The organism is Gemmata palustris, assembly GCF_017939745.1.
Classification (GTDB): domain Bacteria; phylum Planctomycetota; class Planctomycetia; order Gemmatales; family Gemmataceae; genus Gemmata; species Gemmata palustris.
The window spans coordinates 6,841,684-6,857,606 of sequence record NZ_JAGKQQ010000001.1; the positions used below are offsets into that span (position 1 = coordinate 6,841,684).

Annotated in this window: 9 protein-coding genes; 5 read left to right on the forward strand and 4 right to left on the reverse strand. The window is 65.3% G+C overall.

Annotated elements, in window-relative coordinates; translation table 11 throughout:
* Positions 1-111: 111 nt before the first annotated feature.
* Positions 112-3,408 (reverse strand): S41 family peptidase, encoded by a 3,297-nt coding sequence (locus J8F10_RS28470; protein ID WP_210659773.1) that lies wholly within the window; start codon positions 3,406-3,408, stop codon positions 112-114.
* Positions 3,409-4,000: 592 nt separating this feature from the next.
* Here J8F10_RS28470 and J8F10_RS28475 point away from each other — a divergent pair.
* Together J8F10_RS28475 and J8F10_RS28480 are read left to right on the forward strand one after the other, a co-directional pair.
* Positions 4,001-4,462, forward strand: a complete 462-nt coding sequence (locus J8F10_RS28475; protein ID WP_210659775.1) for a hypothetical protein — start codon at positions 4,001-4,003, stop codon at positions 4,460-4,462.
* Positions 4,438-5,307 carry an EF-hand domain-containing protein gene (locus J8F10_RS28480; RefSeq protein ID WP_210659777.1) on the forward strand — a complete coding sequence of 290 codons (870 nt, stop codon included), beginning with the start codon at positions 4,438-4,440 and terminating at the stop codon, positions 5,305-5,307. The genes J8F10_RS28475 and J8F10_RS28480 overlap by 25 nt, the downstream gene beginning before the upstream one ends.
* A gap of 315 nt (positions 5,308-5,622) precedes the next feature.
* Here J8F10_RS28480 and J8F10_RS28485 read toward each other — a convergent pair whose 3' ends face one another.
* Positions 5,623-7,161, reverse strand: a complete 1,539-nt coding sequence (locus J8F10_RS28485; protein WP_210659779.1) for an extracellular solute-binding protein — start codon at positions 7,159-7,161, stop codon at positions 5,623-5,625.
* A 235-nt stretch (positions 7,162-7,396) separates the two neighbouring features.
* On the opposite strand from J8F10_RS28485, the gene J8F10_RS28490 reads away from it, so the two are divergent.
* The 3 genes from J8F10_RS28490 to J8F10_RS28500 all read left to right on the forward strand — a co-directional run bounded on the left by J8F10_RS28490 (position 7,397) and on the right by J8F10_RS28500 (position 11,035).
* The gene (locus J8F10_RS28490) at positions 7,397-8,191 is read left to right on the forward strand and encodes an FHA domain-containing protein (protein WP_210659781.1); all 795 of its coding nucleotides are present in this window, start codon (positions 7,397-7,399) and stop codon (positions 8,189-8,191) included.
* Between the two features lie 105 nt (positions 8,192-8,296).
* Complete coding sequence (locus J8F10_RS28495) at positions 8,297-9,499, forward strand: A/G-specific adenine glycosylase (protein ID WP_210659783.1); 1,203 nt, start codon at positions 8,297-8,299, stop codon at positions 9,497-9,499.
* A gap of 150 nt (positions 9,500-9,649) precedes the next feature.
* Positions 9,650-11,035 carry a sensor histidine kinase gene (locus J8F10_RS28500; protein ID WP_210659785.1) on the forward strand — a complete coding sequence of 462 codons (1,386 nt, stop codon included), beginning with the start codon at positions 9,650-9,652 and terminating at the stop codon, positions 11,033-11,035.
* 12 nt (positions 11,036-11,047) lie between these two features.
* Here the strand turns inward: J8F10_RS28500 and J8F10_RS28505 are convergent, their stop codons facing one another.
* Both J8F10_RS28505 and mutL read right to left on the reverse strand, forming a co-directional pair.
* Positions 11,048-13,594, reverse strand: coding sequence for an outer membrane protein assembly factor BamB family protein (locus J8F10_RS28505; protein ID WP_210659787.1), 2,547 nt, complete (start codon positions 13,592-13,594; stop codon positions 11,048-11,050).
* A gap of 129 nt (positions 13,595-13,723) precedes the next feature.
* Positions 13,724-15,916 (reverse strand): DNA mismatch repair endonuclease MutL, encoded by a 2,193-nt coding sequence (gene mutL, locus J8F10_RS28510; protein ID WP_210659788.1) that lies wholly within the window; start codon positions 15,914-15,916, stop codon positions 13,724-13,726.
* Positions 15,917-15,923: the final 7 nt, after the last annotated feature.

The window sequence follows — 15,923 nt, forward strand, 5'->3', positions numbered from 1 at the left end:
GGGCGGACCGGGCAAAGAGGTAGGTTTTTGTGTTCGTGGTGCGGAGTTTTAATTCGCGCCACGAACACAAGCGCCTCATCGCAACAGAGGTGAAACGCGCTTTTGCTTCGCTTACTCTTCCGCCATCGGAATGAGAGTTGTGGGCCGGCTGTTCGGCGTTGTGGGAGCGGGGGGCGAACCGTGCGGCATCGGCGCGACCGGTACCTGAGCAGGGACGGTGGGTGTCGTTACGCTCGGTGTAGTCGAGCCGGCGATACCGGCTTTGGTTCTCTTCCACTCCTTCACATCGAGTGCCACAACATCGACCGCTTTGAGCAACTGACCATCGATTCCCTTGACCCAGTCATCGGGGGTGATTTCAACGGGCACGTCCGGCTGCACGCCCTGCTTCTCCATGTTGATGCCCTTGTTCGTGTAGACACCGATCCGCGGCAACCGGAACGACGAGCCGTCGATGAGCCGCGTGCTCCCGGTGCCGATCACGAACCCGCCGGTCGCTTGACCGACGACCTTGCCCAAACCCAGCGCGCGGAAGGCGTGCGGGAAGATTTCCGCGTCGGAGTACGAGCGGTTGTTGGCCATCACCACCATCGGCTTCGTCCACTTCCGGTCGGCGCTGCGGAGCACGAGCCCCTCGCCGCCGTCTCGCTGTTTGAAGAACGTGTGCTCTTTCCCGGCGAGGTAGTTCAGCACTTGATCGTGCGTGAACCCGCCGCCGTTGAATCGCACATCGATGACCAGCGCCTCTTTATCGAAGTGGTCGGAGTACAGGGCGCGGACGAACGTATCGAGTCCCGGTTCGTCCATGCTCGGGATGTGGATGTAGCCGACCGCCCCGCCGCTGGCCTTCGCGACCGCGTCGGCGTTCTGCTGCACCCACCGCTCGTACATGAGTTGCGAGATCCGGTTGCGGCTCGCCGCGGTGATCTCGATTCGGCGCTTCGTCTTCGCGTCCCGTGGGTCGCTGGCGATTTCGAGCAGCACACCCTCGCCGATCTTGTTGTTGAGCAGCTTGGAAACGTTCACGCTGCTGGTCAGTTCGGTGCGGTCGATCGCGAGCACGATGTCGCCCGGCTTGATGTTCATCCCGCGCTTGTCGGCCGGGCCGCGCTTGAGCACCTCGGCGATTTTCAGCCCCGGACCGCGGTAGGTGTCGTCGAAGATCAACCCGAGGTCCGCGGTCCACTCGTCCGGGGTCGGCATCTTCCCGCTGATACCGAGGTGCGAAGCGTTCAACTCGCCGAGCATCAAACTGACGAGCGCGTAGAGGTCTTCGCGGGTCGCGGTGTGCGCGACGAGCGGCAGGAACTTGTTCCGCACGGCGGCCCAGTCGGAGCCGTGGTGCTTCGCGTCGTAGAAGTTGTCGGAGAGCGCCCGCCAGCACTGCGCGAACATTTCGGCGAACTCTTCCTCGCGCTTGATCGTCATCTTCGCCGAGAACGCGACCTTACTCGGTTCCGGCAGCGTACCGTTCGTCGGGCCGAACCCGAACCCGGTGCGCACGAACCGCAGCTCGCCGGACCCGTTGAGGAAGTACACCAGTCCGAACGACTTCTTCGACCAGCGAATCCAGCTCGGCACCTGCCCGCCGGTCGTCATCCGCGTGAGCACCGCGCCGTTGCTGCTCACGACCCACAGATCGTCGCCGTTGGACAGCGAGCGGAACGCGACCTGCGTCCCGTCCGGCGAGACGGTACCGTACTCGGCGCTCATGTTCGTGGGGCGCTCGACGCGGAGGTGCAGATCTTCCCAGTCGATCTGGTCCGCGGGCGGCTTCGTGCTGCCGTCGGCGAGGGGTTTCTGGAGCGAGGCAACGTGGATGCCGTACACGTTCCGGCGCTGGCCCACGAACGAGAGCTTCCCGTTCGTCTGGCTCCAGGACACGTCGCTGTTGAAGGTGGCGTGCCGGGACACGTTCACGGGGGTGCCGGTGCCGTCGGTCGCGGAGATGTAGATTTCCGCCGAGAACGAGCCGTCCATTCGGCAGTACGCGACGTGTTTGCCGTCCGGTGACCAGTCGAAATCGAGCATCTTTTGCGTGCCCACGAGCACCTTCTGGTCGCTGCCGTCCGGCTTCATCAGCCAGAGCTTGCCCTCGCGGATGAACGCGATCTGGTCCCCCTTCGGGCTGAACGCCGCGCTGATCTCTTCGGACACGGTATTGGTGAGCCGGGTCGTTTTGAACTTGTGTGCTTTGGTCAACTCGGGGTGTTCGGCGTCGTCCGCTTCGAGCACGTACAGATCCGTGGTGCCCCCGCGATCGGACGCGAAGAGGATCTTCTTGCCGTCGGGCGACCACGCCGGGTTGCTGTCGGCAAAGGCGTGCTCGGTGAGCCGCGTGGACTTGCCGCCCCCGGGAACCTTCGTCAGAAAGAGTTGCCCGTGGATCACGAGGACCGCGTGGTTCTCGTCCGGCGAGAGCGCGTACTCGGTCGCGTCGCGTGTGAGGGTGACCGCGCGCTCGGTGTTCGATTTATCGTCGGCGTTCACCTCGATGGCGAGTTTGCGCGACGGGCCATCGCTCCTCGTGTTGGCGACCCACAGGTCCGCGCCGCACTCGTACACGATCCACTCGCCGTTGCGCGAGACGCGCGCGTGGCGCACGGTGTCGTCCTCGTGCATGGTGAGCCGCTTCACCGGTCCCGCGGGTGTGAAGTCGGACGAGAGGTACTGGCACACGAGATTGGCGCACCCCGACTTGCTGCCGTTCTCGGTGACGTAGTACAGCTTCCGCGCGTCCGGGCTGAACATCGGGTAACTGTCTTGCCCGTCGAAGGCGGTGATGCGCCGGGGATTTTTGCCGTCCACTTCGCTCACCCAGATGTCGTCGTTGCTCGACCCGCGGTACCCGCGCCGGTACCACGTGCCCGGCCCGCGCACGAACGCGATCACGTTCCCGGAGGGGGAAAAGTGCGCTTCTTTGGCTTCAAACAGGTTCAGTTTCCGCTCGGCACCGGTTTCGACCGGCACGGTGAAACACTCGGCGTTCGACGGGTACGCGGTCGTGCGCGGCGACGAGTAAACCACGTTCCGGCCGTCGGGCGTCCACCCCGTCACCATGTCGGGTGCGTGATCGAACGTGAGGCGCTTCGGCTTGCCCCCGACCGCGGGCACGACGAACACGTCGTACTGGCCGAACCGGTTCGAGCTGAACGCGATCCATTTCCCGTCCGGGCTGAACACCGGGTTGACGTCGTGGGCCTCGTGCATCGTGACCGGGCGGGCGACGCCGCCGATGGCCTCGACGGTCCAGATGTCGCCGAGGTAGCTGAACGCGATCGTTTTGCCGTCGGGCGAGATGTCGGGTGCGCGGGCGAACCGGATCGGCTCCTGGCCCGGCGCGGGGGACGAAGACAGGAACAGTGCGAGCGGCACCAGGAGCAGAACGAGGGCGCGTGGGGCGGGCATTGTTCTTGGTCCCTTGTTCCTATTTCCTTCGCCGAAGGTGGGGGCGCAGAAGTGCGTGCGCATGAGATTGACTGCCCTGACAAAAAGGATGGTTGGCGGGGTTCCGGGTACGGCTCGGGTTGAGGGCGATGCCCGGTTTCACACACCGATCACGCGGCATTCATAATCCACTTTAACCGACCGGCGCGACGGGTTCAAAAGGGAATGACGGACGAGAGCGCCCAAGCTCACACACGAGATTCGGTGATGCGCGTTGTCTCCGATGCGCCGGGTTTGGCGTTTATCAATTGCACATTGTCCTCGAACACCCAACAAAACACGGGCGCTTTCATATCTGAAAGCAAGGTGAGACTTTTGAGAATCCCCCGTGACTTGTTGGGGGCCTTGGGGTTAGTATCACCGTTGACATATGCTGCCCATTTCTGGGGTATCGCCATGTGGAAAAAGTGGCTCGCGTTTTCCGGTATGCTCGGCCTCATCATCCTTCTCGACCCGACACACACTCCGGCCCAACCCGGCGGCGGTGGTAAGGGTGGAAAGGGCGGTTTCGGGCGAGATAACGGCGGAACCGGCGGCTACCCGAGTGGCGGCTTTGGTGCGCCCGGTGGCGGTGGGTTCGGTGGCACGCCGGGTGGCGGCGGTGGCTTCGGCCAACCGGGTGGTGGCGGATTTGGCGCGCCGGGCGGCGGGTTCGGTGGCCAACCCGGTGGCGGTGGCTTTGGTCAACCGGGTGGCGGCCGTGAGCGCGGTCCCGGTAGCGGTGGGTTTGGCAGTCAACCGGGTGGCGGCGGTGGCTTTGGCCAACCCGGTGGTGGCGGGTTTGGTGCGCCCGGTGGCTTCGGGGGCCAACCGGGTGGCGGTGGTTTCGGGCAACCGGGTGGCGGCCGTGATCGCGGTGCCGGTGGCGGCGGATTTGGTGCGCCGGGCGGCGGTGGCTTCGGGCAACCCGGTGGCGGCGGCGGTTTCGGTCAGCCGGGCGGTGGCGGTGGCGGTGGCGGTATGGGGCCGGGCGGTGGGGGCCGTGGTGGTATGGACCCGGAGCGCGGCTGGATGATGCTCCAGCGGCTCACGAACAGCACCGGCGACACGGTGGATCTCAGTGCGATTCCGCCGCAGACGCGCGAGTTTCTGAAGAGCGCGACCGAGCGGGCGGGCGGCCTCCCGCTTCCCGAAAGCGGCATTATGACGAAAGCCGCGTACCTCGAACACCACACGCGAAGCGAAGCCGCTCGTGCTTCCGCTTCGCCTTCTCCGGGCGGACCCGGGCGCGGGCCGGGCGGTGGACCCGGCGGCGGCTTCCCGGGTGGCGGTGGTTGGGGTGGTATGGGGCCGGGTGGCGGCGGTGGTTGGGGCGGTGGCGACTTCCCGGCTGGTGGTTGGGATCAACGTCAATTCGAGAAGAAAGAGACCGAAGAAGAGAGGCCGATCGCGATGCGCTACGGCAAGTTGCCGAAAGACCTCCCATCGTGGTTCGACCAGGACGACACGGACAAGGACGGTCAGATCGGGCTCTACGAGTGGCGCAAGGCCGGTAAGGACATGAAAGAGTTCACGGAGATGGACCTCAACAACGACGGGTTCGTGACCGCGGACGAGTACCTGCGGTTCGCCCGCCAGCGGAACATTGATGCGAAGATCGCCAACTACGAAGAAAACGGCACCCGCCCCGCGAATTGGGGCATCGGGTCAGTTGCTCCGAGTGGTAACGAGCCGAAGGCGGGGCGAGGGCCGGGTGGCTTCGGTCCCGGATCGGGCGGTCCTGGGATGGGCGGGCCAAAGGGTGGTGACAGGGGCAGTGGTGAGAAGGGTGACCGAGGAAGCGGCGACCGCAGCGAACGCGGGAGCGATAAGGGCGGTGACCGCAAGAGTAACAACCCCTGGAGCAAGGGTAAGAACTAAGTTTTCAAACCCCTGAAACGACGCGGCCCGCCGAACGTTCGGCGGGCCGCGTCGTTTCAGGGGAAGTGCGCACCACGTCAAGAAAGGCGTTTACCGTATTTCGCTGTTGAGCTTCACGCTGTTTGTGACTGGTACGGGTGCGGTGCTGAAATCATGGTGCGAGCGACCGGCGCGGCGTAAGCCAGCCGGTGTTTTGAGCCACTATCGGCGAGCTACGCCGCGCCGGTCGCAACGTTTCAACACAACAAATACGGGCGGTCGCTTTTGAATCACGTGGGGCGACAGCCGCCGCACAGAAACAGAAGAGATTCGGGGTTAGTTCAGGCCGGCGGCCCGTTTTCGCCAGAGGATGAGTGTCGCGTTGCTGGGTGCCTTCGCGTCGATCGCGGCCCACGCACTCATGGCTTCTGTCAACGCATCGCCCGGCTTGATACCCGTACCGAGCTTCCGTATCGCGCTCCCGGCCGCCTCGGTCAGTGGAGCGCGGTCCGGTCCGCGAAGCCCGTAGGTCGGGTTTTTCACCGATTGGCCGATGTAGTGCCGCAGTGCGTCTTGGAGTTCCGCCGACCGCTTCGCCTCGAACCCGTAGCCGAGCCAGAGCAAGATCCGGTCGGGGGTTAGGTGGGCACTTCGGGTCGGTCCCGCGCCCAACCCCGGGGTACTGATGAGTTCCGCGCTGCGCGACGGGCCGCCCAACTCGGCGAGCAGGTCGAACGCGATGTCGGGATTCGTGCAGCGCGCGCGGACCACGCCGAGGCGCCCGCCGGAAAAGTGCGGGATGTAATTCACTCCCGGCGCCGGGAGGTCGATGCGGGCGTTCCGCGCCGGGTCGAAGTACCGGCTCGATCCGGGCACGCTCGCAAGCGCGAACCGCGCGGGCACCGTGCCGTTCTCACGTGGGAGCCGGGCGAGTTGGTCGAGTGACACCAGCGCGAGCACGGCGCGGTTCTCCGCGAGCGCGGCGACGGGGTCGTCCGAGCCGCCCGCGGGCACAGGCAGCAGGCATCCCGCCGCGTGCAGGTCCGCGAACCACTTTGCGGCGTCTTCAAAGCCCGGTGCCCGGAGCCGCGGGGCGCCGGTCTGGATGGCGAACTGGAACGCGAGGCGCTCGGTGTCCTTCGGCCCGTCCAGATCCTTCTCACTGAACGCGGGCCGGTCCATTGACGATGCGACACGAGAAAAGAAGTCGAACGCCCGGGCGGGATCGGCCGGGAACGGCGGAAGGCTCGGCTTCTTGTCGCGCTTCGCGAAGAACTCGGCGATGAGGGCGAAATCCTGCCACGTCGCGGGCGGGTCGAGCGGGCGCCGGAACTGGTTCACAAAGTCGGCGCTGGTCGCCTGGTCCCGGAACCGGTCCCCGCGGTACACCACCACGTAGCCGTCACCCGTGAGGGGAATGGCCTGGGTCTTCGCGCCCCACTCGGCGAGGCGGTCCGCGGAATCCGTCAGGAACCCGAACCACTGGAGCGGGTGGTCGCCCGCGCGGAACCGGGTCGGGAGCGCCGCCAGGTGCCCCGGTTCGGCCCACTCTCCGAGCTGTCCGGCCGAAATGACAGCGAGATCGGTCGCGTCCGCAGCAGTCATGGCGTCGCGCGTCAGAGTCACCTTCGCGCCGGTCCGTGCTTCCCACGAGCGGACCATCGGTTCGATCGCTCCGGCGAACGCGGCGTCCGGGCAACTGAACGTCAAATGCACCCCGTCGTGGGGTTTGGGTTTTTCGGGCGACGTGATTTGGGCGTCACCGCACCCGCCGAGAGACGCGACCCACGCAACAAGTGCGAGAAAGACCGCGAGTGTGGCAAGAGTATGAAACTTGTAGCGGTCGCGCGGAATTGGTGGAACAGGCTGTTGCATCGCACGCGCCCAATAACATAGAATAACAATCACAGCCACCAGGGTTAACCGATAAACCCAACAACGACTCGCAGTGGCTCGCACAATCTGAGCGTAGCCCCGCGGGGGTTGAAGGCAAGTCGGCGGCAATAGAGATCGCGCGGCGTTCGCCGCGCGGTGTGGATTGCTTCCCCCCTTCCGCGGCTCTTCACCCCGTCCCTTTTTCGGGCGGTTCAACGGCGAAGGCGGACAAAATATGAAGGTGAGTTTGGTCGTAGCGGCGGGGGCTCACGAGGGGCGCGCGATCCCACTCACGGGCGCGCAGTTCTTGATCGGCCGGGACCAACAGTGCCACCTTCGCCCCGCGAGCCCCGCGATCAGCAAGGTCCACTGCGCGGTGCTGATTCGCGATGGCAAAGTGTACATCAAAGACTGTGGGAGCACGAACGGCACCCTGGTCAACTACGAGCTGATTCAGTCGAAGGAAGTGGCGATCGAGGACGGCGCGTCCTTGCAGGTCGGCCCCCTCGATTTCCGCGTGCGCATCGAGACGTTCGCCCCACAGACCGACGGTACCCCGCTACCGGGTTCTTCCGCGGAAACGGCGGCCGCACTTGCGGCAGTAAAGGCCGCGACGGCGGCCACAGCCCCGAAAACTCCGGTCCGCGACACGACTCCCGCGCCGGCGAAATCAGGCGCGCCATCGGCGCCCAAATCAGTTCCCCCGACGAAACCGGGCGCCTCGAAAGAGGTCGCCGCACCCAAGCCCGCCGGCTCGAAAGAAGCCCCGGCGCTAACGTCCTCAGAAACGACGAGCGACGAGGATCACGACCGCATCGCCGCGATGCTGCTCGGTATGGACGACGACGGCAACGGTAGCGTCCCCGAGGGGAGCACGGTGATGGAGATGCCGTCGCCACTCGCGGGTACCGGTGAGGAGTCGAAGGCCGACGACAAGAAGGCGGGCGAGCCGAAAAAGGTGCAGACCCGCGAAGAGATGACGAACGCCGCCAACGACCTTCTTCGCCGGTACATGCGTCGGCCCAAGTAACTTCAGGTTCTCAATTCCAGATCTTGAGTCGCGAGTTTGAAGTTGCGGAGGCATGGGGCCACCGAACTTCAAACTCGCAGTGCTTTACCCCAACCCCGGCTTAACTTGGAACGCGGCACCCGGAACTGGGAGCTTCCCGAAGGCTGGTCCGGTCGCACGCTCACCGCACTTCGCACCAAGCTCCTCAACTGGTTCGACACGCACCAACGCGACCTCCCCTGGCGCCGCGACGCGGCGGGTCAGTTCACCGCGCCGCGCGATGCGTACCGCGTGTGGGTCAGCGAGGTCATGCTCCAACAAACGACCGTCGCGGCGGTGGTGCCGTACTTCGAGCGGTTCATGTCGGCCCTGCCGAACGTTCGCGCGCTGGCGGGAGCCGACGAACAGCACGTGCTGAAGTTGTGGGAGGGGTTGGGGTACTACCGGCGCGCCCGGCACTTGCACGCTGCGGCGAAGGAACTGGTGGCGAATCACCTCCCACAATTCGAGAACGGTGAAGTTGGGACCGGCTCCGATCAAAACGAGCTGCCCGATGATCCCGAAGTGTGGGAGGCGCTGCCCGGCGTGGGGCGGTACATCCTCGGGGCGGTGTTATCGCAGGCGTTCGACCGACCGCTACCGATCGTCGAAGCGAACAGCCTCCGCGTACTCGCCCGGCTCTTCGGGTATCGCAAAGACCCGCGCGAGGGCGAGGGCAAGGCGTGGGTGTGGTCCGCGGCCGAAGCCGTGCTGCCACAAAAGCGGGCCGGTGATTTCAACCAATCATTGATGGAACTCGGCGCGCTGATCTGCACACCCACCGCCCCCGCGTGCGACCAGTGCCCGGTTTCGTCGCACTGCGTCGCGAACCGCGACGGCCTTCAGGACGTGATCCCGCCCAAGAAGAAGTCGGTCGCGATTACGGAGGTGGCCGAGGTCGGCGTCGTGATTCGGGACGGGGACAAGCTCCTGTTGTGTCAACGGCCCGCGAACGCGGGGCGCTGGCAGAACATGTGGGAGGTTCCGCACGCGCCGCGCGCCGCGGGTGAAGACCTTAGCGTCGCGGCCGTTCGCGTGACGAAAGAGTTGACCGGTTTCGAGATCGAACCGGGGGCCGAGTTGCTCACCGTCAAGCACGGTGTGACTCGGTACGCGATCACGCTCGTGTGCATTGAAGCAACACTCAACGGTGGCGCGTTCGCACCCGGTGCTTACGCGGAGGCGAAATGGGTGGTGCCGACCGACCTCGCGAATTATCCCGTAAGTTCACCGCAGCGCAAACTGATGACCGCACTCGCGGACCCGAAGCGCCAACCGCGCTTGTTCTAAATTGGTTCGTCCCTGGGACCGCGGACATCCCGCTCACGGCCTTGTGACTTCGCGCGATCCCGAATACGAATCGATCCAATCGACGTCGCACCTGTTACAATCACATCCGAACGGTAAAATTCTCACCTTCACACAAGCCACACAATCCCTATGTTTTGGCGGCTCTTCTTCACGTATCTGCTGCTCGTGGTTGCGACCGTGGGGCTGCTCGGGTTGCTCACGCTCCAGCGCGCCGAGGAGGTCTTCTACGACCTCGTGCGCGAGGTCGCGACCGCGCTGCTCGTCGTCGTGATACTCGCGGTCGGCGCGGCGTTCGTGCTGGCGCGCTGGTTCGCGCGCCCGCTGGTCGAACTCCAAGAGGGCGCGCGCAAGCTGGCTGACGGGGACTTGGGGCACAAGATCCGTGTGGCTGGGAGCGCGGAGCACTCGGAACTGGCCGAGACGTTCAACGCGATGAGCGGCCGGCTCGCGGCCACGTTCAGCCTCCTCGAGCACGACCGCGAGCAGCTCCGCGCGATCCTCTCGGGCATGGTGGAAGGCGTCATCGCCATCGACGACAAGCGGCGCGTCCTGTTCGCCAACGAGCGCGCCGGCCAGTTGCTCGAATTCGACCCGCGCAAGGCCGTCAACGAGCAAATGTGCAACGTGACGCGCCTGGCCCCGTTCCACACGGTCGTCGAGAACGGCCTGACGGCGACGGAGCCGCACCGCGAGGAATTCGACGTTCCCGGGTCCGGGGGGCGGCACATGGAGGTGTACGTGTCGCGGTTCCCGGGACACGGGATGCCGGGCGCGGTAGTTGTGGTGAACGACACGACGGAGATCCGCCGAGCCGAGCGGATGCGTCAGGACTTTGTAGCGAACGCATCGCACGAACTGAAGACGCCGCTGGCCGTCATCAAGTCGAGCGTAGAGGCGCTCATCGACGGCGCGTCCGAAGACCCGGACCTGCTCTCCGCGTTCCTGGAGCAGGTCGCGCGCGAGGCCGATCGGTTGGCCGATCTCATCAAGGACATGCTGAGCCTGTCCAAGATCGAGTCCGGTTCGCTCGCGCTGGAACCGCGGGTCGTCGTACTGGACCGCGCGATTACCGACTGCGTCGAACGGCACCACCCGCGGGCCGAAACGAAGACGCTGACGATGGTGGAAAAACCGCCGTCGGACGCGCCCGCGAACGTGGCGGCGTGGGCCGACCCGGACGCGCTCCGGCAGGTGATGGACAACCTCGTGGACAACGCGATCAAGTACACGCCCAACGGCGGGCGGATCACGGTGCGCTGGGGCGCGACCACGGAAACGGTGAGTTTCGAGGTCGAGGACACCGGCATCGGCATCCCGGAGACGGACGTGAACCGCGTGTTCGAGCGCTTCTACCGCGTGGACAAGGCCCGCGGGCGTGCGGAAGGTAGTACCGGCTTGGGGCTGTCGATCGTCAAACACCTCGTTCAAGCGATGCGCGGGCAGGTCCGCGTGAATAGCAAGCTCGGCAAGGGAACGACGTTCCGCGTCACACTGCCGCGCGCGGGCAGTGCGTGAGGCGCGCACGAACTACCCCCCAATGGCGTCCTCGAACTTGAACACCGCGACGTGTCGGCGCACGGGATTGTTCGGATCAACGGTCATCCCGCCAATGTAAATGGTTCGCTTGCTGCCGGTCGCGGTCGGCGTCGTGACGACGAGCGGCGAACACATAACGTCGAAGTCGTCCCCGCGCCAGCCGAAGCCGGGTAACGTCCCGCGCCACCACAGCACGGCACCCGTCTGGGGGTGGAGACAGAACACCCGCCCCTCGCGCGACACCGCGTACACCGTGATCGGAAACCCGCCCACCGATGCCACCGCCGGCGCGCTCGCGACTGCGCTGCCGATCCCCGCGCGCCAGCGCAGTTTGCCGGTCTTGCGATCGATGGCGTACACGTTTCCGTCGCGGCACCCGGCGTAGACCGAGAACGCATCGACCGCGAGCCCGGTGTGGACGGACCTCGGGAGCGGGTACCGCCACTCTTCCTTGCCGGTAGCCGCATCGAGGCAGCACACCGCGCCCGCCGGCTCTTTCTCGCGGCCTTCGCCCTCTTCGTCGTAGTGGAACGTGTCGAACCCCATGTTGCCGGTGCCGACGCCGTAGAACACTTTGTTCCCGCTCGCGATTGGTGCGCCGAACACGCGAAGTTTCAGGTCCGTGCGCCACTTCTCTTCGCCGGTGTTCGCGTTGAGCCCCACTGCGACGTAGGTGTAGAGCCCGCTGCCGACGAACACGGTGCCGTTGGCGACCACGGGTGCAGCGTCGATGTGAATGCCCTTATCCTTCCCACCGGGGAACTGCCAGAACTTCGCGCCGGTGCTCGCGTCCGCGCAGAACAACCCGTCTTCGCCCGCGGGGAAGTACACTTTGCCGTTCGCGATTGCCGGTGCGCCCTCGGTGTGGCTGCCCGTTTTGAACGGTTCTTTCCACGCGGGGTTACCGTCGCTCGCGTTCACACAAAACAGCCGACAGCCCTTATCAACGTGCATCCCTTCGCCGCAATACACTTTGCCGCCCTCGATCGTCGGCGTGCAGAACACCGGGCGGAGCGGCTCGCCGACCGCGTCCACGGCCCACTCGACTTTGCCCGTGTGTCGGTTCATCGCGAGCAGGCGCCCGTCCGTCGCGATTTGTACACCGAAGCACAGACGGTCGCCGTCCACAGCGAGGCCGGACATGATGCGGCCGGCGACCTTTTCTTGCTTCCCGTTCTCGACCTCGAACGCTTCGATCACAACCGGTTCGCCCACGAGTCGCGGGGCGAAGTTGGCTTCCGCGTCGCCGATTTCGGTGCCCGCCGCAATGGGCTCACCGCCGCGCCCGTTCAGGAGCAGAACCGTAACGACACCACACAGAACGAGCGCGCCGAGGCCGACCGATTCACCCGAGAGACTGAGCCGCAGCGCGGGTTCTTTTCCGTCCGCGCCCAGATCAGCGCGGTGCGTCAGCGCGCGATACGCGGCGTAGGTGGTCGCAGTGAGGAGCGCGATTCCAATGAACGTGAACTCGCGCATCGGCACGGTGAGCGTGCTGTTCCAGTCCGCGAACGCGGCCGTGAGCGCGGTACAGATCGCAGCAAAGGCCGTGAGCCCGAGGAGCGCGAGCAATTCCGTTCGGCTCGGCACGCCGGTGACGTTCGGCTCTTCGCACGCCATTCGCCGGTAGCGCAACCCCGCCCACAGAAACCCGCCGAGTGCGATCGCGGTGAAGTAGACGGCGACGGACCTCGGCGCGAACGCCCAACCCGCCGGGAGCCAGTGCGGGCGGTACGTCGAGACGGCGAAGTAGATGAGCGCGAGCGTGCTGTTGATGCTGGCGACGACGAGGAACGCGCGCCACCGCTTCATGCCGACGGCCATTCGCGCGAACACACCGGGAAACAGCGCCGCGATGATCGCGAGCGGCCCGACCAGGACAAATGAGGGGATGACGCCCAGCAGCGCGGAGCGCGGAGTTTGGAGCGCGGAGTTAAGCTCTTCGCATTTCTTTTGAATTGGAGGGCCGTATCCGGCTTTCTCCTTATCATCGGGCTCGGGCGGCTTGGCTTTCTTTGCGAGCGCGTCTTCGATGGTTTTCACCATCTCGGCGCTCGTGCCCTTAAACGTGCGGCGCAGGAACGGCTCGCCGTGGAGGAGCGCCCACCGCACCGTTTTGCCGTCGGCGTCGAGCGTCCCGTAGATCGAGAACCACGACCCCTCGACGAACACCTTCGCGTTGTAGATCTTTCCCTGTTTCCGCACGAAGAACACGAGTTGGCGCGAGTCGTCCAGGCGCTCGAAGATCGTTTTGGTGTCCCCGGCCTTCTTCGCTTCGTCGTTACCGGTCATGTTGACCGGGATGCGCTCGAACGGCACTTCGCCCTTCAGCTTCTTGTCGAGCTTGAAGGTCGCGGTGGGGCGGTCCTTGTTGTCCGGGTCGAGCTTTTCTGCCTTCGCGGTGAAGATGTACTGGTCGCTCTCCAGTACCTCGGCGAGCGGCGTGAGTTTTGTGATGACCGCCGGGGCCGCGGTTGCGGTGAGGAGCAGAGCGAAGAGCGCGAGCGCCACGAAGCGCGGTGAGGACTGTGATCGCATGGCGGGAAGAGTCCTTCTGGCGGGCAGCGTTGGGTAGAGTCTACCCGAACGCGCACCAGAAGCCTACCCGCAGATGTAACAGCTCAAATCTTCACACCAACAAGCACGCGAGGCTCGCTGCCCCTTCTATCAGGTGCGCCGGAACTGCTTGTCCAATTCTTGCCGGCTGAACAGCAGCGACGTGGGCCGACCGTGCGGGCAGTGGTGGCTGTCTTCGGCCATCGCTCGCAGGTGCAGCAAGTAGTTAATCTCCTCTGCGGAGAGTTTGTCGCCGGCCTTCACCGCCGCTTTGCACGCCATCGTCGCCATCAGCAGGTGCAACAGCGCCTCTTTCGTTGGGGCACGTTCCTGCGTCACGATGTGGTCGATGACGCCGCGCAGGATCGTGTGCGGGGCCTTGCGCCCGAGCAGTGTTGGGTAGCTGGAAAGCAGAATAGTGCTCCCGCCGAAGTCGGATACTTCGAGGCCGAGTTCGGCGAGTGCGTCCGCGGCCTCCAGCACGAGCGCGGCCTGCTCCGCGGGGAGGTCGATCGGTTCCGGAATGAGCAACCGCTGGATTTCGAGCTGCCCGGACCGAATGCGCCGGCGCAACTGCTCGAACAGAATGCGCTCGTGCAGCGCGTGCTGATCGATGACGAGCATCCCGTCCGGAGTTTCAAGCACGAGGTACGAATCGTGGAGCTGAATCGCTGTGCCGGCCGAAGGCACTTCGACTCGTTCTGCAGTGGCAGGTGCGGACGGAGCCGGCTGGGGCGTTTGGTGCGCGGAGGGCGGATCGTCATGAGGTGCGGGGGCTTCTTCCTCTTCTTGGGAGGGGAGGTCAGCAAGCGCAGACTCTTCTTCCTCACTCCCCGAAGGAGCAGGCTCCGTCGAAACCCCTCTTCCCAATCCCTGCTCTAAAGTGGGACGGGTTGGGGTGGAAGCTGTTGGTGTTGCGTCTCGTACTTCGGATTTTCGCTCCCCCTCTTTCTCTACCGGTCCACGGGACGTTTCACGGACCGGACTGGTGACGGGTGAGGTAAAGGGAGACGGCAGGACCGGCTCCGAGACCGTCCTCTCGGCCGTCTCGCTTCTCAGCGGTGGCGTGCTGAATCCGCCCGACCACCTGTCACCCCCCTCCTTTCTCGTGAAGGAGGTTGCGGGACTCGATCTCGGCGCCACCCCCGCGGGCGTGCGCCAGAACGGGTCCGCGATCTCGCCCCTCTCCCACGGAGCGAGCGTTTGTTCCGCGAGTTCGCGCCGCGGAGACGTGAACAGTGTCGGCGCTTCAACGGGCGCCGGTTCCGGTCCCCCAATTTCTTCGCCCTGCGGTACGGTCAGGTGCGGGACCAGATTCTCTTTCAGCAGGCGGTGCTTGATCGTGCTGCGGACCAGCGAATAAATCAGCGAGTTCTCCTGAAACCGCACTTCGGACTTCGTGGGGTGAACGTTCACATCCACCTTGTCGGGCGGGACCGTCAGAAACAGGAACCCGATCGCGTAGCGCCCGGACATCAGTAGCCCGCGGAAGGATTCCTGCAGCGCGTGCGCAACGCTCCGATCGCGGAACCAGCGCCCGTTCACGAACAGGTACTGCAGCTTCGAGTTACCGCGATCGCACTTCGGGTCCGCGATGAACCCGGTGAGCCGCAGCGGACCCGCGCCGGAGTCCAGTTCGTACAGCGCGTCGCGCACCTCGCCCGTGAAGAACAGCGCGATGCGGTCGGTCAGCCCGGCGCTCGCGGGGATGTCGTACACGAGGCGGTTGTTGTGCCGGAGTGTGATGTGAAGTGTGGGGTGCGCGAGCGCGAGCCGGGTGACCGTTTCGCACACGTGACCGAGTTCGGTGGCGACGCTCTTGAGGAACTTTTTGCGCACGGGCACGTTGTAGAACAGGTGCCGCACTTCGAGCCGCGTGCCCGGGGTGCCGTTCCACGGGCGCGCGTCCGAGAGCGCGCCGCCGTCGCACTTCACTTCGCACCCGCTCGCGGCCGCGTGCGTGCGCGACTGTAACGTGATCTGCCCGACGCCCGCGATGGACGAGAGGGCCTCCCCGCGAAAGCCCATCGTACCGATGCGGAACAGGTCGTCGGCCGTTTCGAGCTTGCTCGTGGCGTGCTGGGAGAACGCGAGGGCGAGGTCGTCCGGGTCGATCCCGCACCCGTCGTCCACGATGCGGATGAGTTCGGTTCCGCCCGCGTCGAGGTCAATGTCGATGCGAGTGGCGCCCGCGTCGATGGAGTTTTCGAGCAGTTCTTTCACAACGGAAGCGGGGCGCTCGATCACTTCGCCCGCGGCGATCTTGGTAACCACGTCGGGGGGCAGTTGGCGAATGCGGGGCATCACAAAC

Coding starts and splice junctions, on each gene's coding strand:
- J8F10_RS28470 (WP_210659773.1), bottom strand. CDS start 3,408: ATGCCCGCCCCACGCGCCCTCGTTCTGCTCCTGGTGCCGCTCGCACTG.
- J8F10_RS28480 (WP_210659777.1), top strand. CDS start 4,438: ATGGACCCGGAGCGCGGCTGGATGATGCTCCAGCGGCTCACGAACAGC.
- J8F10_RS28485 (WP_210659779.1), bottom strand. CDS start 7,161: ATGCAACAGCCTGTTCCACCAATTCCGCGCGACCGCTACAAGTTTCAT.
- J8F10_RS28490 (WP_210659781.1), top strand. CDS start 7,397: ATGAAGGTGAGTTTGGTCGTAGCGGCGGGGGCTCACGAGGGGCGCGCG.
- J8F10_RS28500 (WP_210659785.1), top strand. CDS start 9,650: ATGTTTTGGCGGCTCTTCTTCACGTATCTGCTGCTCGTGGTTGCGACC.
- J8F10_RS28505 (WP_210659787.1), bottom strand. CDS start 13,594: ATGCGATCACAGTCCTCACCGCGCTTCGTGGCGCTCGCGCTCTTCGCT.
- mutL (WP_210659788.1), bottom strand. CDS start 15,916: ATGCCCCGCATTCGCCAACTGCCCCCCGACGTGGTTACCAAGATCGCC.